Source organism: Streptomyces sp. NPDC059037, from assembly GCF_042740015.1.
Classification (GTDB): Bacteria; Actinomycetota; Actinomycetes; order Streptomycetales; family Streptomycetaceae; genus Streptomyces.
In genome coordinates this window covers 1-14,636 of sequence record NZ_JBHYIG010000252.1, presented here as the reverse complement: position 1 = coordinate 14,636, position 14,636 = coordinate 1, and the positions used below count along the sequence as shown (strand labels likewise).

At 69.7% G+C, this 14,636-nt stretch carries 10 protein-coding genes and 1 pseudogene; 4 read left to right on the top strand and 7 right to left on the bottom strand.

The annotated features are described in order from the left end of the window. Window positions 1–124 precede the first annotated feature (124 nt). From ACFWY6_RS35750 to ACFWY6_RS35725, 6 genes and pseudogenes are all read right to left on the bottom strand, one after another. Window positions 125–1,522: pseudogene (locus ACFWY6_RS35750) on the bottom strand (alpha-amylase family protein); the annotation flags it as partial. Window positions 1,523–1,830: 308 nt separating this feature from the next. Next, window positions 1,831–2,889, bottom strand: a complete 1,059-nt coding sequence (locus ACFWY6_RS35745; RefSeq protein WP_384699601.1) for a LacI family DNA-binding transcriptional regulator — start codon at window positions 2,887–2,889, stop codon at window positions 1,831–1,833. Then, complete coding sequence (locus ACFWY6_RS35740) at window positions 2,877–4,535, bottom strand: glycoside hydrolase family 13 protein (protein WP_384699599.1); 1,659 nt, start codon at window positions 4,533–4,535, stop codon at window positions 2,877–2,879. Before ACFWY6_RS35740 ends, ACFWY6_RS35745 begins: the two co-directional genes overlap by 13 nt. A 59-nt stretch (window positions 4,536–4,594) precedes the next feature. Then, window positions 4,595–5,464, bottom strand: coding sequence for a sugar ABC transporter permease (locus ACFWY6_RS35735; RefSeq protein ID WP_384699603.1), 870 nt, complete (start codon window positions 5,462–5,464; stop codon window positions 4,595–4,597). 5 nt (window positions 5,465–5,469) lie between these two features. Beyond that, complete coding sequence (locus ACFWY6_RS35730) at window positions 5,470–6,348, bottom strand: carbohydrate ABC transporter permease (RefSeq protein WP_384699597.1); 879 nt, start codon at window positions 6,346–6,348, stop codon at window positions 5,470–5,472. A 107-nt stretch (window positions 6,349–6,455) separates the two neighbouring features. Then, entirely contained in the window at window positions 6,456–7,727 is a 1,272-nt protein-coding gene (locus tag ACFWY6_RS35725) for an extracellular solute-binding protein (RefSeq protein ID WP_384699595.1), read from the bottom strand. 335 nt (window positions 7,728–8,062) lie between these two features. Between ACFWY6_RS35725 and ACFWY6_RS35720 the strand changes: the two genes are divergently transcribed. From ACFWY6_RS35720 to ACFWY6_RS35705, 4 genes are all read left to right on the top strand, one after another. After that, window positions 8,063–9,112, top strand: a complete 1,050-nt coding sequence (locus ACFWY6_RS35720; protein ID WP_384699593.1) for a LacI family DNA-binding transcriptional regulator — start codon at window positions 8,063–8,065, stop codon at window positions 9,110–9,112. A 183-nt stretch (window positions 9,113–9,295) separates the two neighbouring features. Continuing rightward, window positions 9,296–10,675, top strand: coding sequence for an alpha-amylase family protein (locus ACFWY6_RS35715; protein ID WP_384699591.1), 1,380 nt, complete (start codon window positions 9,296–9,298; stop codon window positions 10,673–10,675). An 83-nt stretch (window positions 10,676–10,758) separates the two neighbouring features. Further along, window positions 10,759–11,703 (top strand): aldo/keto reductase family oxidoreductase, encoded by a 945-nt coding sequence (locus ACFWY6_RS35710; protein WP_384699589.1) that lies wholly within the window; start codon window positions 10,759–10,761, stop codon window positions 11,701–11,703. 123 nt (window positions 11,704–11,826) lie between these two features. Then, window positions 11,827–13,218 (top strand): NADP-dependent succinic semialdehyde dehydrogenase, encoded by a 1,392-nt coding sequence (locus ACFWY6_RS35705; protein WP_384699587.1) that lies wholly within the window; start codon window positions 11,827–11,829, stop codon window positions 13,216–13,218. 12 nt (window positions 13,219–13,230) lie between these two features. On the opposite strand, the gene ACFWY6_RS35700 is transcribed toward ACFWY6_RS35705, so the two are convergent. Next, on the bottom strand, window positions 13,231–14,430 hold the full coding sequence (locus tag ACFWY6_RS35700; protein ID WP_384699585.1) for a 4-hydroxybenzoate 3-monooxygenase: 1,200 nt from the start codon (window positions 14,428–14,430) through the stop codon (window positions 13,231–13,233). Between the last annotated feature and the right edge of the window lie 206 nt (window positions 14,431–14,636).

Here is a 14,636-nt window from a genome sequence, read left to right as displayed (position 1 = left end):
CCCCACACATTGTTTGCTTCACATTTGACCGTAACGTGCGGCCCGGGCGCCCCCCCGGGGGGGGGGTGGCGCCGGGCGCCCCGACTGATGAGGGGAGAGTGCGGGTGCTGTGTGACGGCACTCAGCAGCTCTTGGCCCCGGTGCGCAGGGCGAGCGCGGTGTTCGCCGCCACGGTGGCGGTGAACCGGCCGGAGGCGTCCACCGTGACGCTCTTGCCGCTCTGGACATCGCAGTAGCTGCCCGCGGCGAGGGACGTCTGGAAGGTCTGACTGACCGATGAGCCCTCGTGGTTGATGACCACGTACGCCTTGTCGCCACGGCCGAACGCGATGGCGTCGTTGCCGTTGTCCCACCAGTTGGTCATTCCTGTTCCGCTCGCGGTGTTGCGGAACTTGACCATGCTGCGGATCTCGGGCCAGGCGTGCTGGCACTTCCAGCCGTCGCTGTAACAGGCGTTCACCTGGCCGCCGTTGGGCGATCCCGCGTCGCTGCTGCTGAACTCGTAGCCGGAGTGCACGTCCGGGGCGCCGTAAGGCAGGGCCAGCATGAAGACATGGGCGAGGGTGTAGTTCGCGCCGTCCTTGTAGCTGAGGGTCTGGCCGTGGCGCTCGGTGTCGTGGTTGGCGACGAAGACCGCGGAGGAGCCGCTGGGCATGTAGCCCCAGCCCTCGCCGAAGTTCTTCAGGTAGGCGAGCTTCTCGTTGTTGAACACCCGCTTGAGGTCCCAGCCGTAGCGGAACTCCTGGGCGTCTCCGGTGGCGGTGTACTCGCTCGGCGAGACCGCCTCGCCCGCGCCGTAGATCGTCTCCTGCTTCCAGTAGACGCCGGGGTTGCTCAGCCGGGACTTGATGTTCTTCAGGTCGTCCACGGGGATGTGCTTGGCCGCGTCGACCCGGAAGCCGTCGACGCCCAGGGACAGCAGGTCGTTGAGGTAACCCGCGATCCGTCCCCGGACGTACTCCTCACCGGTGTCGAGGTCGGCGAGCCCGCCCAGTTCGCAGTTCTGGACGTTCCAGCGGTCCTGGTAATTGCTGATGTCCGCCTGGCAGTTGTCCATGTCGAAGACCGAGTACGTGCCCGGGTAGTCGTACTTGGTGAAGGCGGATCCCGCCGAGCCGGTGCCGGAGGCGTTCGTCATGTGGTTGATCACCGCGTCGGCGACGACCTTGACCCCCGCGGAGTGGCAGGTGTCGACCATGTTCTTGAACGCGGCACGGTCACCGAGCCGGGTGCCGATCTGGTAGCTGACGGGCTGGTACGCGGCCCACCAGGCCTCGCCCTGGATGCGCTCCTGGGGCGGCGAGACCTGCACATAGCCGTAGCCGTCCGGGCCGAGGCGATCCGTGCACTCCTTGGCCACCGAGGCGAACTTCCACTCGAAGAGGACCGCGGTGACGTCCTTGCCGCCGGGCGGGGCGGCCTGCGCCGGCGACGAACCGCCGACGATGCCGAAGGCGGCTCCCGCCACCAGGGCGAGCACGCCGGCCATCGGTCTGCGGGATCTGGTCTTCCGGACCGTCATGAAGGGCCTCCTGCAGCGGTGAGGGATGACCTTGTCCGGCAACGCGCCGTGCCCGTAAGGCCGTTGAAGGATGTTGCAGAAATATTTCAACGCCGTTTTCGGTCGAGACCGTACGACCCCCATGGGCCTCGGTCAACCCTCTGGGCGCACTCTCGCCCCGAGCCCGACATCCCTTGGTTTCCTGCACCGCAAGACCTTACGCAAGTCATTGCGACGGTGTTACGTTCAACCACGCCTCCGGTCCGAGCAGTCGGGGGACCCGGACAACGGGCCCCACGCGCCCGGCTGTTCGGACCGGAGTTCTCGGCTCAGCGGCGGGGCTGCGAGGTCGAGCCGCGCACCACGAGCTCGGGCTGGAAGACGAACTCCGTGTGCTGCACGGGGTTTCCCTGCATCTCCTCAAGCAGCGCGCCCACCGCGGCGCTCGCCATCGCCTGCACCGGCTGGCGCACCGTGGTGAGCGGCGGGTCGGTGAACGCGATCAGCGGCGAGTCGTCGAAGCCGACCACGGAGATGTCACCGGGCACCGAGAGGCCCCGCTGGCGTGCCGCGCGGACGGCGCCGAGCGCCATCATGTCGCTGCCGCAGACCATCGCCGTACAGCCCTGGTCGAGCAGCGCGCTGGCCGCGGCGTGCCCGCCCTCGACCGTGAACAGCGTGCGCTGCACGAGCTGCTCGGCCTCCCCCTGTGCCAGGCCGAGAAGGTCGTGCAGCGCCGCCGTGAACCCCTCCGCCTTGCGCAGGGAGGGGACGTACCGGGTCGGGCCGATGGCCAGGCCGATCCGCTCGTGCCCGAGATCGACGAGGTGGCGCACCGCCATCCGCGCGGCCGCCCGGTCGTCGGGCGAGACGAAGGACACGGGGATGTGTTCGTTGAAGCCGTTGATGAGGACGAACGGCACGCCCCTGCCCGCCAGTTCGAGGTATCTGGCGGGGTCGGCCGTGGTGTCCGCGTGCAGTCCGGAGAGGAAGACGATGCCGCTGACCCGGCGCTCCTCCAGCTGCTCGACCAGTTCGTCCTCGGTGGCGCCGTCCGGCATCTGGGTGCAGAGCATCGGGGTGTAGCCGTGCCCGGACAGGACCTGCTCGATGACCTGGGCGAAGGCGGGGAAGATCGGGTTGCTCAGCTCGGGGACGACAAGCCCGACCAGGCCCGCGCTGTGCCGCTTCAGCCGCACCGGACGCTCGTAGCCCAGGACGTCGAGGGCCGCGAGGACCCGGCGCCGGGTGCCGGTCGCCACGCCCGGCTTGCCGTTGAGCACCCGGCTCGCGGTCGCCTCGCTGACCCCGGCCTGGGCCGCGATGTCCGCGAGCCGCGGGGCGCCACGATCGGCACCCCGCGGCGGGGAGAACGTCACACCGCCCACCAGACGGTGGTGTCGGCGGGCAGCTGAACCTTGCCGCCTGCGGTCTCTGCGGACTCCACCTCGGCGTTCGCGAGCAGGACCCGGCCGGGAGCCGGGATCCGCACCGCCTCGCCGGTGGTGTTCGCGGTGCACACGAAGCCCTCGCGGCGGAACGCGAGCACGCCATCGGGCGCCTCCAGCCACTCCAGCGAGTCGCCCGCGCCGAGCCCCGGCTGCGTACGACGGATCGCGAGCGCCCGGCGGTACAGCTCAAGGGTCGATGCCGGGTCCCCGGTCTGCGCCTCGACGCTCAGCTCGCCCCACCCCTCGGGCTGCGGCAGCCAACTGCCGCCCGCGCCGAAGCCGTAACTGGAACCGTCGACGGTCCACGGGATGGGCACCCGGCACCCGTCACGGAAGCCGTCCTGCCCGCTCGCCCGCACGAACGACGGGTCCTGACGCACCTCGTCGGGCAGGTCGGTGACGTCCGGAAGACCCAGCTCCTCGCCCTGATAGACGTACGCCGAACCGGGCAGCGCGAGCATCAGGAGCGTCGCCGCGCGGGCCCGCCGCAGGCCGAGCTCGCGGTCGCCGGCCTCGCGCAGCTGGGTGCCGAGCCCCGGCGGGTTGGCGAACCGTGTGGCGTGCCGGGTGACGTCGTGGTTGGAGAGCACCCAGGTGGCCGGCGCGCCGACGGGCCGCATGGCGGCGAGTGAGACGTCGATGACCTCGCGCAGCTCCGCGGCGTCCCAATGGGTGCCCAGATACTGGAAGTTGAAGGCCTGGTGCATCTCGTCGGGGCGTACGTACGCGGCGGCGCGCTCGACAGTGGGGGTCCACGCCTCGGCGACGAGGATCCGCTCGCCGGCGTACTCCGACAGAACCTTGCGCCAGCTGCGGTAGATCGCGTGCACGCCGTCCTGGTCGAAGAACGGCATGGCGTCGTTGCCGAGCAGCTTCAGCTGGTCGCGCGTGCCGATGTCGGGCAGCCCTTCGGCCTTGACCAGGCCGTGGGCGACGTCCACGCGGAAGCCGTCGACGCCCATGTCGAGCCAGAAGCGCAGGATCGAGCGGAACTCGTCGTGGACGGCCGGGTGTTCCCAGTTGAAGTCCGGCTGCTCGGGGGCGAAGAGGTGGAGGTACCACTCGCCGTCCGGCGTGCGCGTCCAGGCCGGGCCGCCGAAGATGGACTCCCAGTCGTTCGGGGGCTGCGAGCCGTCCGCGCCCTTGCCGGGCCGGAAGTGGTAGCGCTCGCGCAGGGGCGATCCTGGGCCCTCGCGCAGGGCGCGCTGGAACCAGTCGTGCTGGTCGGACGAGTGGTTGGGCACCAGGTCGACGATGATGCGCAGGCCCAGGTCGTGGGCGTCGCGCACCAGGGCGTCCGCGTCGAGGAGGCTGCCGAACATCGGGTCGATCGCACGGTAGTCGGCGACGTCGTAACCGGCGTCGGCCTGCGGCGAGGAGTAGAAGGGGCTGAGCCAGACGGCGTCGACGCCGAGGTCTCTGAGGTGGGGAAGGCGGGTGCGGATGCCTTCCAGGTCACCCATTCCGTCGCCGTTGCCGTCGGCGAAGCTGCGCGGATAGACCTGATAGATCACCGCGCCGCGCCACCAGTCCGTGTGGGTGCCGGAGGCGGGGGCTGCAGGGGCAGCGAGATGCTGGGTCATGTCTTCCCTGAGATCGAGAGTTCGAGAGACCGAGGGGGGTGCGTGCGCGGGGCGCCGGGTCAGGACTTCGTCGCGCCGGCCGTCAGGCCGGAGACCAGGTGGCGCTGGACGAAGCCGAAGATCACCGCGGCGGGCAGCGCGACGATCACCGCGGACGCCGTCAGCGAACCCCAGTCGCTGGTGTACTGGTTGACGAAGGTCTGCAGGCCGCCCGCGAGCGTGAGGTTCTCCTCGCCGGTCATGAAGGCGGATGCGTACGCGACCTCGGCCCAGCCGGTGATGAAGCTGTAGAAGCCGGTGACGGCGAGACCGGGCTTGGCCAGCGGGACGATGAGCCGCCAGAAGGTGCCGAACGGATTGAGCCCGTCCACCCGCCCGGCCTCGTCGATCTCCACCGGAATGGTGTCGAAGTACCCCTTCATCATCCACGCGCTGAACGGCACGGCGATCGTCAGATACGTGACGACCAGGCCGATCGGCTGGTTGAGCAGGCCGAGGTTCGCGAGCAGGTTGTAGAGCGGCACGATGAGCACCGCGACGGGGAACATCTGGGTGATCAGGAGCATCCACATCAGCGGGCGCATGCCGGGGAACTTGAAGCGGCTGACCGCGTATCCGGTGGTCGCGGAGATGAAGACGCCGATCACCGTGGTCAGTCCGACGACGAGCAGCGAGTTGGCCACCCAGCTGAGGAACTCGGTGTCGTTGATGACGTGGCTGTAGTTGCCGAGCGTGAAGTCCTTCACCACGTCGGTGGAGAAGGCCTCGCTCTTCGGCTTGAACGAGGTGATCAGCAGCCACAGCGGCGGCAGGACAGCGGCGGCGGAGGCGATCAGCAGGGTCAGGTGCAGCCCGACGGAGGCCAGCGGCCCGCGCTCGCCGCGCGGCCTGACCTTCGCCTTCGTGGTGGTAGTGGTCTTGGTGGTCATGGCGGTCACCACACCTCTCCCTGCTTGCGGAGCGCACGGCGGTAGACCACCGCGAAGAGCGAAAGGAGCAGCAGAATGATCACGCCCCAGGCGGCGGATCCGGCGAAGTCGCGGGGGCTCACCACGAACGAGAGCCGATAGGCGTACGTCACCAGGATCTCGGTGGCGTCTCCCGGGCCGCCCCGGGTGAGCAGGAAGATCACCGGGAACATGTTGAAGGTCCAGATGCCGCTGATCAGGATGACCGTGCTGCTGACGGACCGCAGGCCGGGCAGGGTGATGTTGCGGAAGCGCTGCCAGGCGTTCGCGCCGTCCATCTCCGCGGCCTCGTACAGCTCGCCCGGTATGGACTGCAGTCCGCCGAGCATGGCGACCAGCATGAACGGGACGCCGAGCCAGACGTTGACGGTGATCACCGAGAGCTTGGCCCAGGTGGGGTCGTTCAGCCACGGGATCGCGTCGATGCCGCCGCCGGCGAGGATCTTGTTGAGGATGCCGTTCTTCTCGTTGAAGATCAGCCGCCAGGTGAAGACGGAGACGAAGGCCGGCACCGCCCACGGCAGGATCAGCGCCATCCGGTAGAAGGAGCGCCCCGCGAGCTTGCGGTTGAGCATGTTCGCCAGGATGAGGCCGATCCCGAAGGACAGCGCGACGCAGGAGACCGTCCAGATGACGGTCCAGGTCAGCCGGTCCCAGAAGACGCCGTCCTGGAGGACCGCGGTGTAGTTGTCCAGGCCGAGCGACTTGTACGTCGCCGGGATGTGGTTGACGCCGATGGTGCGCTCGACGTTCGCCTCGTTGGCGTCGGTCGTCGACAGATAGAGGCCGCGCACCAGCGGATAGCCGATGATCACGCCGATCACGGCCACCACGGGGGCGACCATGGCCCACGCGTACCAGTGGGTGGACAGCGCCCTGCGGAACCGTCCGGGGGTCTTGCCGGTCCGCCGTCCGCGGCCTTGGCCAGTGACCGGCTGCTGTCAACAGCCATTTACTTGTAGTCCTTCAGGAGCTTGCGGTACGCGTCACCGACGCCCTTGGCCCCGCCCTCGGGCGAGGTCTTGCCGCTGAGCACCTTCTCCATCTGCAGCCGGATCGGCTCGAAGAGGGCGTTCGCCTCGGGGATCCACGGGCGCTCCACGGACTTGTCCACGGCCGGCTTGAAGAACTGCACCATCTGGTTGTCCTTGACGGACTTCACGTCGTAGACGGAGGTGCGGGTCGGCAGCAGGCTCAGCTTCTCGGTGGTCTGCTGCTGCACCTTGGCGGAGCTCATGTACTTGATGAACTCGTAGCTCGCGTCGAGGTTCTTGGAGCCCGCGTAGGCCGCGAGGTTCCAGCCGCCCTGCGGGGATGCCTGGCGGTCGCTGCCGCCGGGGACCGGGGCGATGCCGAGGTTGCCCTTGTCGCCCTTGAACTGCTTGCCCTGCAGCGCGCCCTCGATGGACCAGGGGCCGTCGAGCGCCATCGCGACGTCGCCGTCCTTGAAGGCGTTGAGCTGGTTGTTGTAGCCGTCGCTCGCGTCGGTGGTGGCCGCCTTGGAGTCGACCAGGTCCTTCATGACCTTGAAGGCCGCGGCGCCCTGGGGGTCGTCGACGGTGACCTTCTTGTTCTTGGTGTCGAGGAGGTCGCCGCCCTCTCCGTAGAGGTACGGGAGGTAGTAGTACGGGTCGTCGCCGCGCAGGTAGAGGCCGGTCTTGCCGGACTTCGACTTGATCTTCTTCGCGGCGCTCTTCACCTCGTCGAAGGTCTTGGGCGCCTCGACACCGGCGTCCTTGAGCATCTTCTTGTTGTAGAAGAGCGCCAGGGTGTCGATGGTCTGCGGGGCCGCGTACGTCTTGCCCTTGAACTTGGTGCTCGCCGCGGCCTGCGGGAGGTAGTCGCCCGCGTCGTCGAGCGCGGGGGTGCCCTCCAGCGGGGCGAGGTAGCCGAGGTTGGCGAAGTCCGCGACCCAGGCGACCTCGGTGCGCATCACGTCCGGGGCTCCGGAGTTGCCGCCCGCGGCGTTCTTGAACTTGGCGTTGGCCTCGCCGAACGCGACGCTCACATAGTTGACCTTGACGCCCGGGTGGAGCTTCTCGAAGCCCTTGGCGAGCTTCTCGTACGTCCCCTTCTCGGCGTCGTTCGAGGTGTCCCAGAAAGTGACGGTGCCGGACAGCTTGCCCGAACTGTTCTTGCCACTGTCACCGTCGTCGCCACCGCACGCTGCCGCCGTCAAGGTCAGGGCCGCGACCAGCGCGGTGGCTCCTATGCCACGCCGCATGTGAACTCCTTCAACTGAACCCGAAGACAAGGGGAGACGGGACCCCGACGAGAGGTGTCTCCTACGAGCCGCACTGGACGCGGCGCCGGGTTGCCACGGAACGTAACAGGATTGAAAAGCCGACGAAAGACCTTGCGAGAAATTTCTGCAAGGGCTGTTGATCGTTACCGCCGCGTGTCCTGAAGGTTGCCGTCACGCCGCTTGACCGGCCTCATCAGGCGCCCCGCTCCCGCCCGTTCCCCCACCACGGCCTGCAAGTACCTTGCAGAGACGGACTTTCTGCAAGTTTCGGCAGCCTGTGGGCAATCCGGCAGCCGCCCGGTACAGTCCCGTCCATGACCGCACGGCTCGTCGACATCGCAGCGCAGGCGGGCGTCAGCGAAGCCACCGTGAGCCGGGTGCTCAACGGCAAGCCCGGAGTCGCGGCCGCCACCCGTGAATCCGTCCTCGCGGCGCTCGACATGCTCGGCTTCGAGCGCCCCTCGCGGCTGCGCCACCGCAGCAGCGCGGGCCTGGTCGGTCTGATCACGCCCGAGCTGGACAACCCCATCTTCCCGGCGCTCGCCCAGGTCATCGCCCAGGCCCTGACCCGCCAGGGCTACACGCCCGTGCTCGCCACCCAGACCCCGGGCGGCTCCACCGAGGACGAGCTCACCGACATGCTGGTGGACCGCGGCGTCTCCGGGATCATCTTCGTCTCCGGGCTGCACGCCGACACCACCGCCGACATGGAGCGGTACGAAGTGCTGCGGGGCAAGGGCGTTCCGTACGTCCTGGTCAACGGCTTCTCGCCCAAGGTGCAGGCCCCTTTCATCTCCACGGACGACCGGGCCGCGGCCCGCCTTGCCGTCACGCATCTCGCATCGCTCGGCCACACGCGCATCGGGCTCGCGGTCGGGCCCAAGCGCTTCGTGCCCGTACTGCGCAAGATCGAGGGCTTCCAGATCGGCATGCGCGAGCGCCTCGGGATGTCGCCCGCGGAGTCGGAGGAGCTGATCGAGCACTCCCTCTACACGCTGGAGGGCGGCCAGGCCGCGGCGGGCACGCTGATCGGCCGTGGCTGTACGGCGATCGTGTGCGCCAGCGACATGATGGCGCTCGGCGCCGTCCGGGCCGCCAGGGAACGGGACTTGGCGGTGCCGCGCGACATCTCCGTGGTCGGCTACGACGACTCCCCGCTCATAGCGTTCACCGATCCCCCGCTGACCACCATCCGCCAGCCCGTCCAGGCGATGGGCCAGGCGTCGGTGCGTACGCTCCTCGAGGAGATCGGCGGAACGCCCGCCCCGCACAGCGAGTTCGTGTTCATGCCGGAGCTGGTGGTGCGTGACTCGACGGCATCGGGACGGCAGGACTCGGGACGACAGGACCAGCGTCCGACCTGAGCCCGCCTGGGCCCGCCTGAGCTCGCCTGAGCCCGGGTGCAAGCCCATGACGGTTCTTGCGGAAAATCTTGACGGGTTCCTGCACAACAGGCAGGCTCGGCCGCGGAAATCCCCCCACGACAGCCTGGCGCGTGGCTGTCTCCGTGGGCACACCTGTGCCCGTTCCTCGAAGGAGCCGCATCCATGCACCACCGATTCCGCCTGCTGGGCGGGGTGTCGGCCGGAATACTCGCCGCGGCCGGCCTCGCCACGTTCGCGCCCTGGCAGTCACAGGCGACACCCCCCGGCGAGAAGACCGTCACGGCCACCATGTTCGAGCGCCCGTTCAAGGACGTCGCCACGGCCTGCACCGATCAGCTCGGCCCTGCCGGATACGGCTATGTCGAGGTGTCACCCGCCACCGAGCACATCCAGGGCGACCAGTGGTGGACGTCGTACCAGCCCGTCAGCTACAAGATCGCGGGACGGCTCGGTGACCGCGACGCCTTCGCCGGCATGGTCGACGCCTGCCACAAGGCGGGCGTGAAGGTCATCGCGGACGCCGTCATCAACCACATGGCGGCCGGTTCCGGGACGGGCACCGGCGGCACCGCGTACACGAAGTACGGCTATCCCGGGTACTTCCAGGACGCGGACTTCCACACCTGCCGCTCGAACATCAACGACTACACCAACCGCGACAACGTCCAGAACTGCGAGCTGGTGGGCCTCGCCGACCTCGACACCGGCAGCGACGCGGTCCGCACCACGATCGCCGACTACCTGAGCGATCTGCGGTCGTTGGGCGTGGACGGCTTCCGCATCGACGCCGCCAAGCACATGGCCGCCGACGACATCGCCGCCATCAAGGGCAAGATGAGCGACCCGGGCTACTGGGTGTCGGAGGTCATCCACGGCGGCGGCGAGGCGGTTCAGCCCGAGGAGTACACGGGCATCGGCGACGTCGACGAGTTCCGTTACGGCGGGCACCTCAAGAGCGCCTTCCAGGGCGGCTCCATCGCCCAGCTGAAGTCCGTCGCGGACGGCAAGCTGGGCAGCGGCTCGGCCCGTACGTTCGTCGACAACTGGGACACCGAGCGGGGCGGCTCGACGCTCACCTACAAGGACGGCGCGAGCTACACACTGGCCAACGTCTTCATGCTCGCCTCCCCCTACGGCTCGCCCAACGTGTACTCCGGCTACGAGTGGTCCGACAAGGACGCGGGCCCGCCGAGCGGCGCCGACGGCTGGACGGACACGCACGCCGACAAGGCGGTCACCGGCCTGGTCGGGTTCCGCAACGAGGTGGGCTCGGCCGAGCTGACCGACTGGTGGGACAACGGCGGCAGCGCGCTGGCCTTCGGCCGCGGCGCCAAGGGATTCGTCGCTCTCAACAACGGCGACGGCGAGCTCACCCAGACCTTCGCGACGTCCCTGCCCGGCGGCACGTACTGCAATGTCGCCAAGGCCTCGCCTGACAGCTGCGACGGCAACACCGTCACCGTCGGCGACGACGGCAAGATCGAGACGAAGCTGCCCGCGCGCAGCGCGCTTGCCCTGCACACCGGGGCAAAGGCCGGCTGACGCCGCGCCTCGCGCGGGTGCCGCCGTTCCCAGGACGGCGGCACCCGCGCGAGGATGACCGGATTCACCATTTAGGGAGTGGCATGACAGCGCAGTCCGACGTACGCACAAGCCGTCTGCTGTACGGGTGCATGGGGCTCGGCGGGACCTGGGACACCACGCCGTACACGGCCGCCGACATCGCGCACGCCGAGGCGTCGGTGGAAGCCGCGCTCGCCGTCGGCATCACGGCGTTCGACCACGCCGACATCTACCGGCACGGCAAGTCCGAAGCGGTCTTCGGCGAGGTCCTCGCCAGGGCGCCCGAACTGCGCGGGCGCATCCTGCTGCAGACCAAGTGCGGCATCCGGCTCACCGACGGCGAACGCCCCGGCCTGTACGACCTGCGGGAAGCGAGCATCGTCCGGCGCGTCGAGGAGAGCCTCACCCGGCTGCGCACCGATGTCATCGACGTACTGCTGCTGCACCGGCCCGACCCGCTGACCGGCCCTGACGAGATCGCGAAGGCGCTCGACTCGCTCCACGGGCAGGGCCTGGTGCGCCACTTCGGCGTGTCCAACATGAGTGCCGCGCAGATCGCCCGCCTACAGGCACATCTCGACGTTCCGCTGGTCGCCAATCAGCTGGAGATGAGCCTGGGCAGCCGCGACTGGGTCGAGTCCGGCGTGCTCCTCAACACGCCGGCCGCGACCGGCAACGGCTTCCCGCACGGGACGATCGAGTACTGCGCCGCCAACGGTCTCCAGCTGCAGGCCTGGGGATCCCTCGCCCAGGGCCGCTACAGCGGAGGCCAGGACTCACCGGCCGGGCGGCTCGTCACCGGCTTGGCCGAGCGCAAGCAGACGACGCCGGAGACGATTCTCCTGTGGTGGCTCCAGCGTCATCCGGCCCGGATCGCGCCCGTCATCGGCACCAGCAGGCCCGAGCGCATCCTCGCCTGCCGGGACGCCGCACACCGCGAGCCGGACCTCACCCACGAGGAGTGGTACGAGCTGTGGGTCGCCGCCCGCGGTGAACCGTTGCCCTAGGTGAAGCATTGCCCTAAACGACCACGGCTCGTGCACGTGCCCCCTCGGCTCCGTCCCCCTACGCTGGAAATCCCGGGGGACGCATCGTCCGGACGCCGCCCAGGCGCCCCGAGGAGGAACGGCATGCCCATCGCCACGGTCAATCCCGCCACCGGCGAGACGCTCGAGACCTTCCAGCCGCTCGCGCACGCGGAGGTCGAGCGCCGCCTTGCGGCCGCCGACGCCGCGTACGCCCGGCATCGCCTCACCGACTTCGCCGAGCGGGCCCGGCTCCTGAACCTGGCCGCGGACCTCCTTGAGGAGGACGTCCCCTTCGTCGCCCGCACGATGACGACGGAGATGGGCAAGCCCGTCAAGGCCGCGAGGGCCGAGGCGGCCAAGTGCGTCAAGGCCATGCGCTGGTACGCCGAGCACGCCGAGGCACTGCTCGCCGACGAGCACCCCGCGTCGGCCGACGTGACGGACTCCGGCGCGTCCCGGGCGGTCGTCCGCTACCGGCCGATCGGCCCGGTGCTCGCGGTGATGCCGTGGAACTTCCCGCTCTGGCAGGTCGTCCGCTTCGCCGCCCCCGCCCTGATGGCCGGCAACGTCGGGCTGCTCAAGCACGCGTCGAACGTCCCCCAGACGGCCCTGTACCTGGAGGATCTCTTCCTGCGCGCCGGGTTCCCGCACGGCTGCTTCCAGACGCTGCTCGTCGGCTCGGGTGCCGTGGAGGGCATCCTGCGCGACGAGCGGGTGGCCGCGGCGACCCTCACCGGCAGCGAACCGGCGGGCCAGTCGGTGGCATCCATCGCGGGCCACGAGATCAAGAAGACCGTCCTGGAGCTGGGCGGCAGCGACCCCTACCTCGTGCTGCCGAGCGCCGACATCGACCGCGCCGCCACGGTCGCGGTGACGGCCCGCGTGCAGAACAACGGCCAGTCCTGCATCGCCGCGAAGCGCTTCATCGTGCACGCCGACGTCGACGACGCGTTCCGCGACCGATTCGTCGCCGGAATGCGGGAGTTGACCGTCGGCGACCCGATGGACGAGGAGACCGACGTCGGCCCGCTCGCCTCCGAGCAGGGCCGCACCGATCTGGAGGAGCTCGTCGACGACGCGCTGGGCCACGGCGCCACCGCGCTGTGCGGCGGGCAGCGCCCCAAGGAGCAGGAGCGGGGCTGGTACTACTCCCCCACCGTCCTCGCCGATGTCACCCCGCAGATGCGCATCCACCGCGAGGAGGCGTTCGGCCCGGTGGCCACGCTCTACCGCGTGGCGAACCTGGACGAGGCCGTGGAGCTCGCCAACACGACGCCGTTCGGGCTGAGTTCAAATGTCTGGACCCGTGACGACGACGAAATGGCGCGCTGCGCGCGGGACATCCAGGCGGGCGGCGTCTTCTTCAACGGCATGACGGCGTCCCATCCCGGCCTGCCCTTCGGCGGCGTGAAGCGCTCGGGCTACGGGCGTGAGCTGTCGGGGCACGGCATCCGCGAGTTCTGCAACATGACGACGGTCTGGTACGGGCCGTAGCCGCCCCAAGGCTCAACTCCCGCCTGACCCAGCCCAGTTGTCGGCTTCCCTGCCGATGTAGAGCTCGGCGAAGGCGGCCGCGGCGGCGCGCGAGCCGAGCACCCTGCGCAGGCGGGCACCCGCGGTGCCCGCCTTGAAGGGGTCACCGGACGACGTCCCGTGCAGCACGTCCGCGAACCACTGCGAGAACTCCTGGTACTGCCACACCCGCGGCAGACAGGCCGCCGAATAGCCGCGCAGCCCGCTGTCGTCGCCCTCCTTGTCGTACGCGACGAGCCCGTCGCCGAGGAGCAGCGCGTCGTGCAGCGCGAGGTTCATGCCCTTCGCGGCGATCGGGGCCGCGAGGTGGGCGGCGTCGCCGGCGAGGTGGAGCCGCCCGTAGGACATGGGCTCCACGACGTAGTTGTGCATGTCCAGGACGCGCTTCTCGACGATCCGCCCTTCGGTGAGCGGCCGCGCGCCGTCCGCCGCGAGGCGGGCGTGCAATTCGGTCCACACCCGCTCGTCGGGCCAGTTGACCGGGTCGTCGCCCGGCGGGCACTCCAGGTAGTAGCGGGTGATCTCGGGGCTGCGGGCCATGTGGGCGGCGAAGCCGCGGGGGTGGAGCCCGAAGACGACACAGTCCGACGACGGCGGCGCCTCGGCGAGCAGCGCCAGCCACCCGATGCCGTAGTCGTGCCGGGCGACGGTCACCTGCTCATCGGGCAGGCAGGCGCGCGTCACGCCGCGCGCCCCGTCACAGCCGGCGACGGCGTCGCACTCGATGCGCACCCGCTCGCCCGTCGCCGGGTCCGTGTACGACGCCGATGGCCGGTCCGTGTCGAGGCCGTGCAGTTCCACATCGCGTACGCCGAAACGGATGTCGCCGCCCGCGACGTCGGCGTAGGAGCGCACCAGGTCCGTCACCAACAGCGGCTGGGGATAGACGAAATGGCGGTGCCCGGACAGCTCGGCGTAGCGGAACCTGTGCCGCTCCCCCGCGCTGCGGAACTCGCACTCGCCGTGGGCCGTCGCGTGTTCCAGGAGCCGGTCGGCGAGCCCGCGCTCCTCCAGGGCGCGCACCGCCCACTCCTCCAAGAAGCCCGCGCGGGGCCGCTGTTCGATGAATTCCCTGCTCTCCGTCTCCAGGACCACGCAGTCCACGGATGCGGCACGGAGGATGTTGGCGACGGTGAGACCCGCGGGTCCGGCGCCCACGACGACGACAGTCATCCGCACATTATGCGTGAGCGCGAGAGAGGCATGGCCCGCCGGTTACGGGGAACCCGAACAGCACCCCCGGGGCCGGGACTTGGACCGCACCCTTCCCCAAAGGGCCACCCCCCCGCCCGGGCCCCCGACGGGGGCGGGGGGGGGGCCACCCCCCGGGACCCCCCCCGGGGGGGCGCGGGGCGGGACAAGACCCCAGGGGCGCGGGA

Bases quoted from the DNA above. Each gene is read 5' to 3' on its own strand.
- ACFWY6_RS35740 (WP_384699599.1), bottom strand. From the start codon at position 4,535: ATGACCCAGCATCTCGCTGCCCCTGCAGCCCCCGCCTCCGGCACCCAC.
- ACFWY6_RS35735 (WP_384699603.1), bottom strand. From the start codon at position 5,464: ATGACCACCAAGACCACTACCACCACGAAGGCGAAGGTCAGGCCGCGC.
- ACFWY6_RS35730 (WP_384699597.1), bottom strand. From the start codon at position 6,348: ATGGTCGCCCCCGTGGTGGCCGTGATCGGCGTGATCATCGGCTATCCG.
- ACFWY6_RS35725 (WP_384699595.1), bottom strand. From the start codon at position 7,727: ATGCGGCGTGGCATAGGAGCCACCGCGCTGGTCGCGGCCCTGACCTTG.
- ACFWY6_RS35720 (WP_384699593.1), top strand. From the start codon at position 8,063: ATGACCGCACGGCTCGTCGACATCGCAGCGCAGGCGGGCGTCAGCGAA.
- ACFWY6_RS35715 (WP_384699591.1), top strand. From the start codon at position 9,296: ATGCACCACCGATTCCGCCTGCTGGGCGGGGTGTCGGCCGGAATACTC.
- ACFWY6_RS35710 (WP_384699589.1), top strand. From the start codon at position 10,759: ATGACAGCGCAGTCCGACGTACGCACAAGCCGTCTGCTGTACGGGTGC.
- ACFWY6_RS35705 (WP_384699587.1), top strand. From the start codon at position 11,827: ATGCCCATCGCCACGGTCAATCCCGCCACCGGCGAGACGCTCGAGACC.
- ACFWY6_RS35700 (WP_384699585.1), bottom strand. From the start codon at position 14,430: ATGACTGTCGTCGTCGTGGGCGCCGGACCCGCGGGTCTCACCGTCGCC.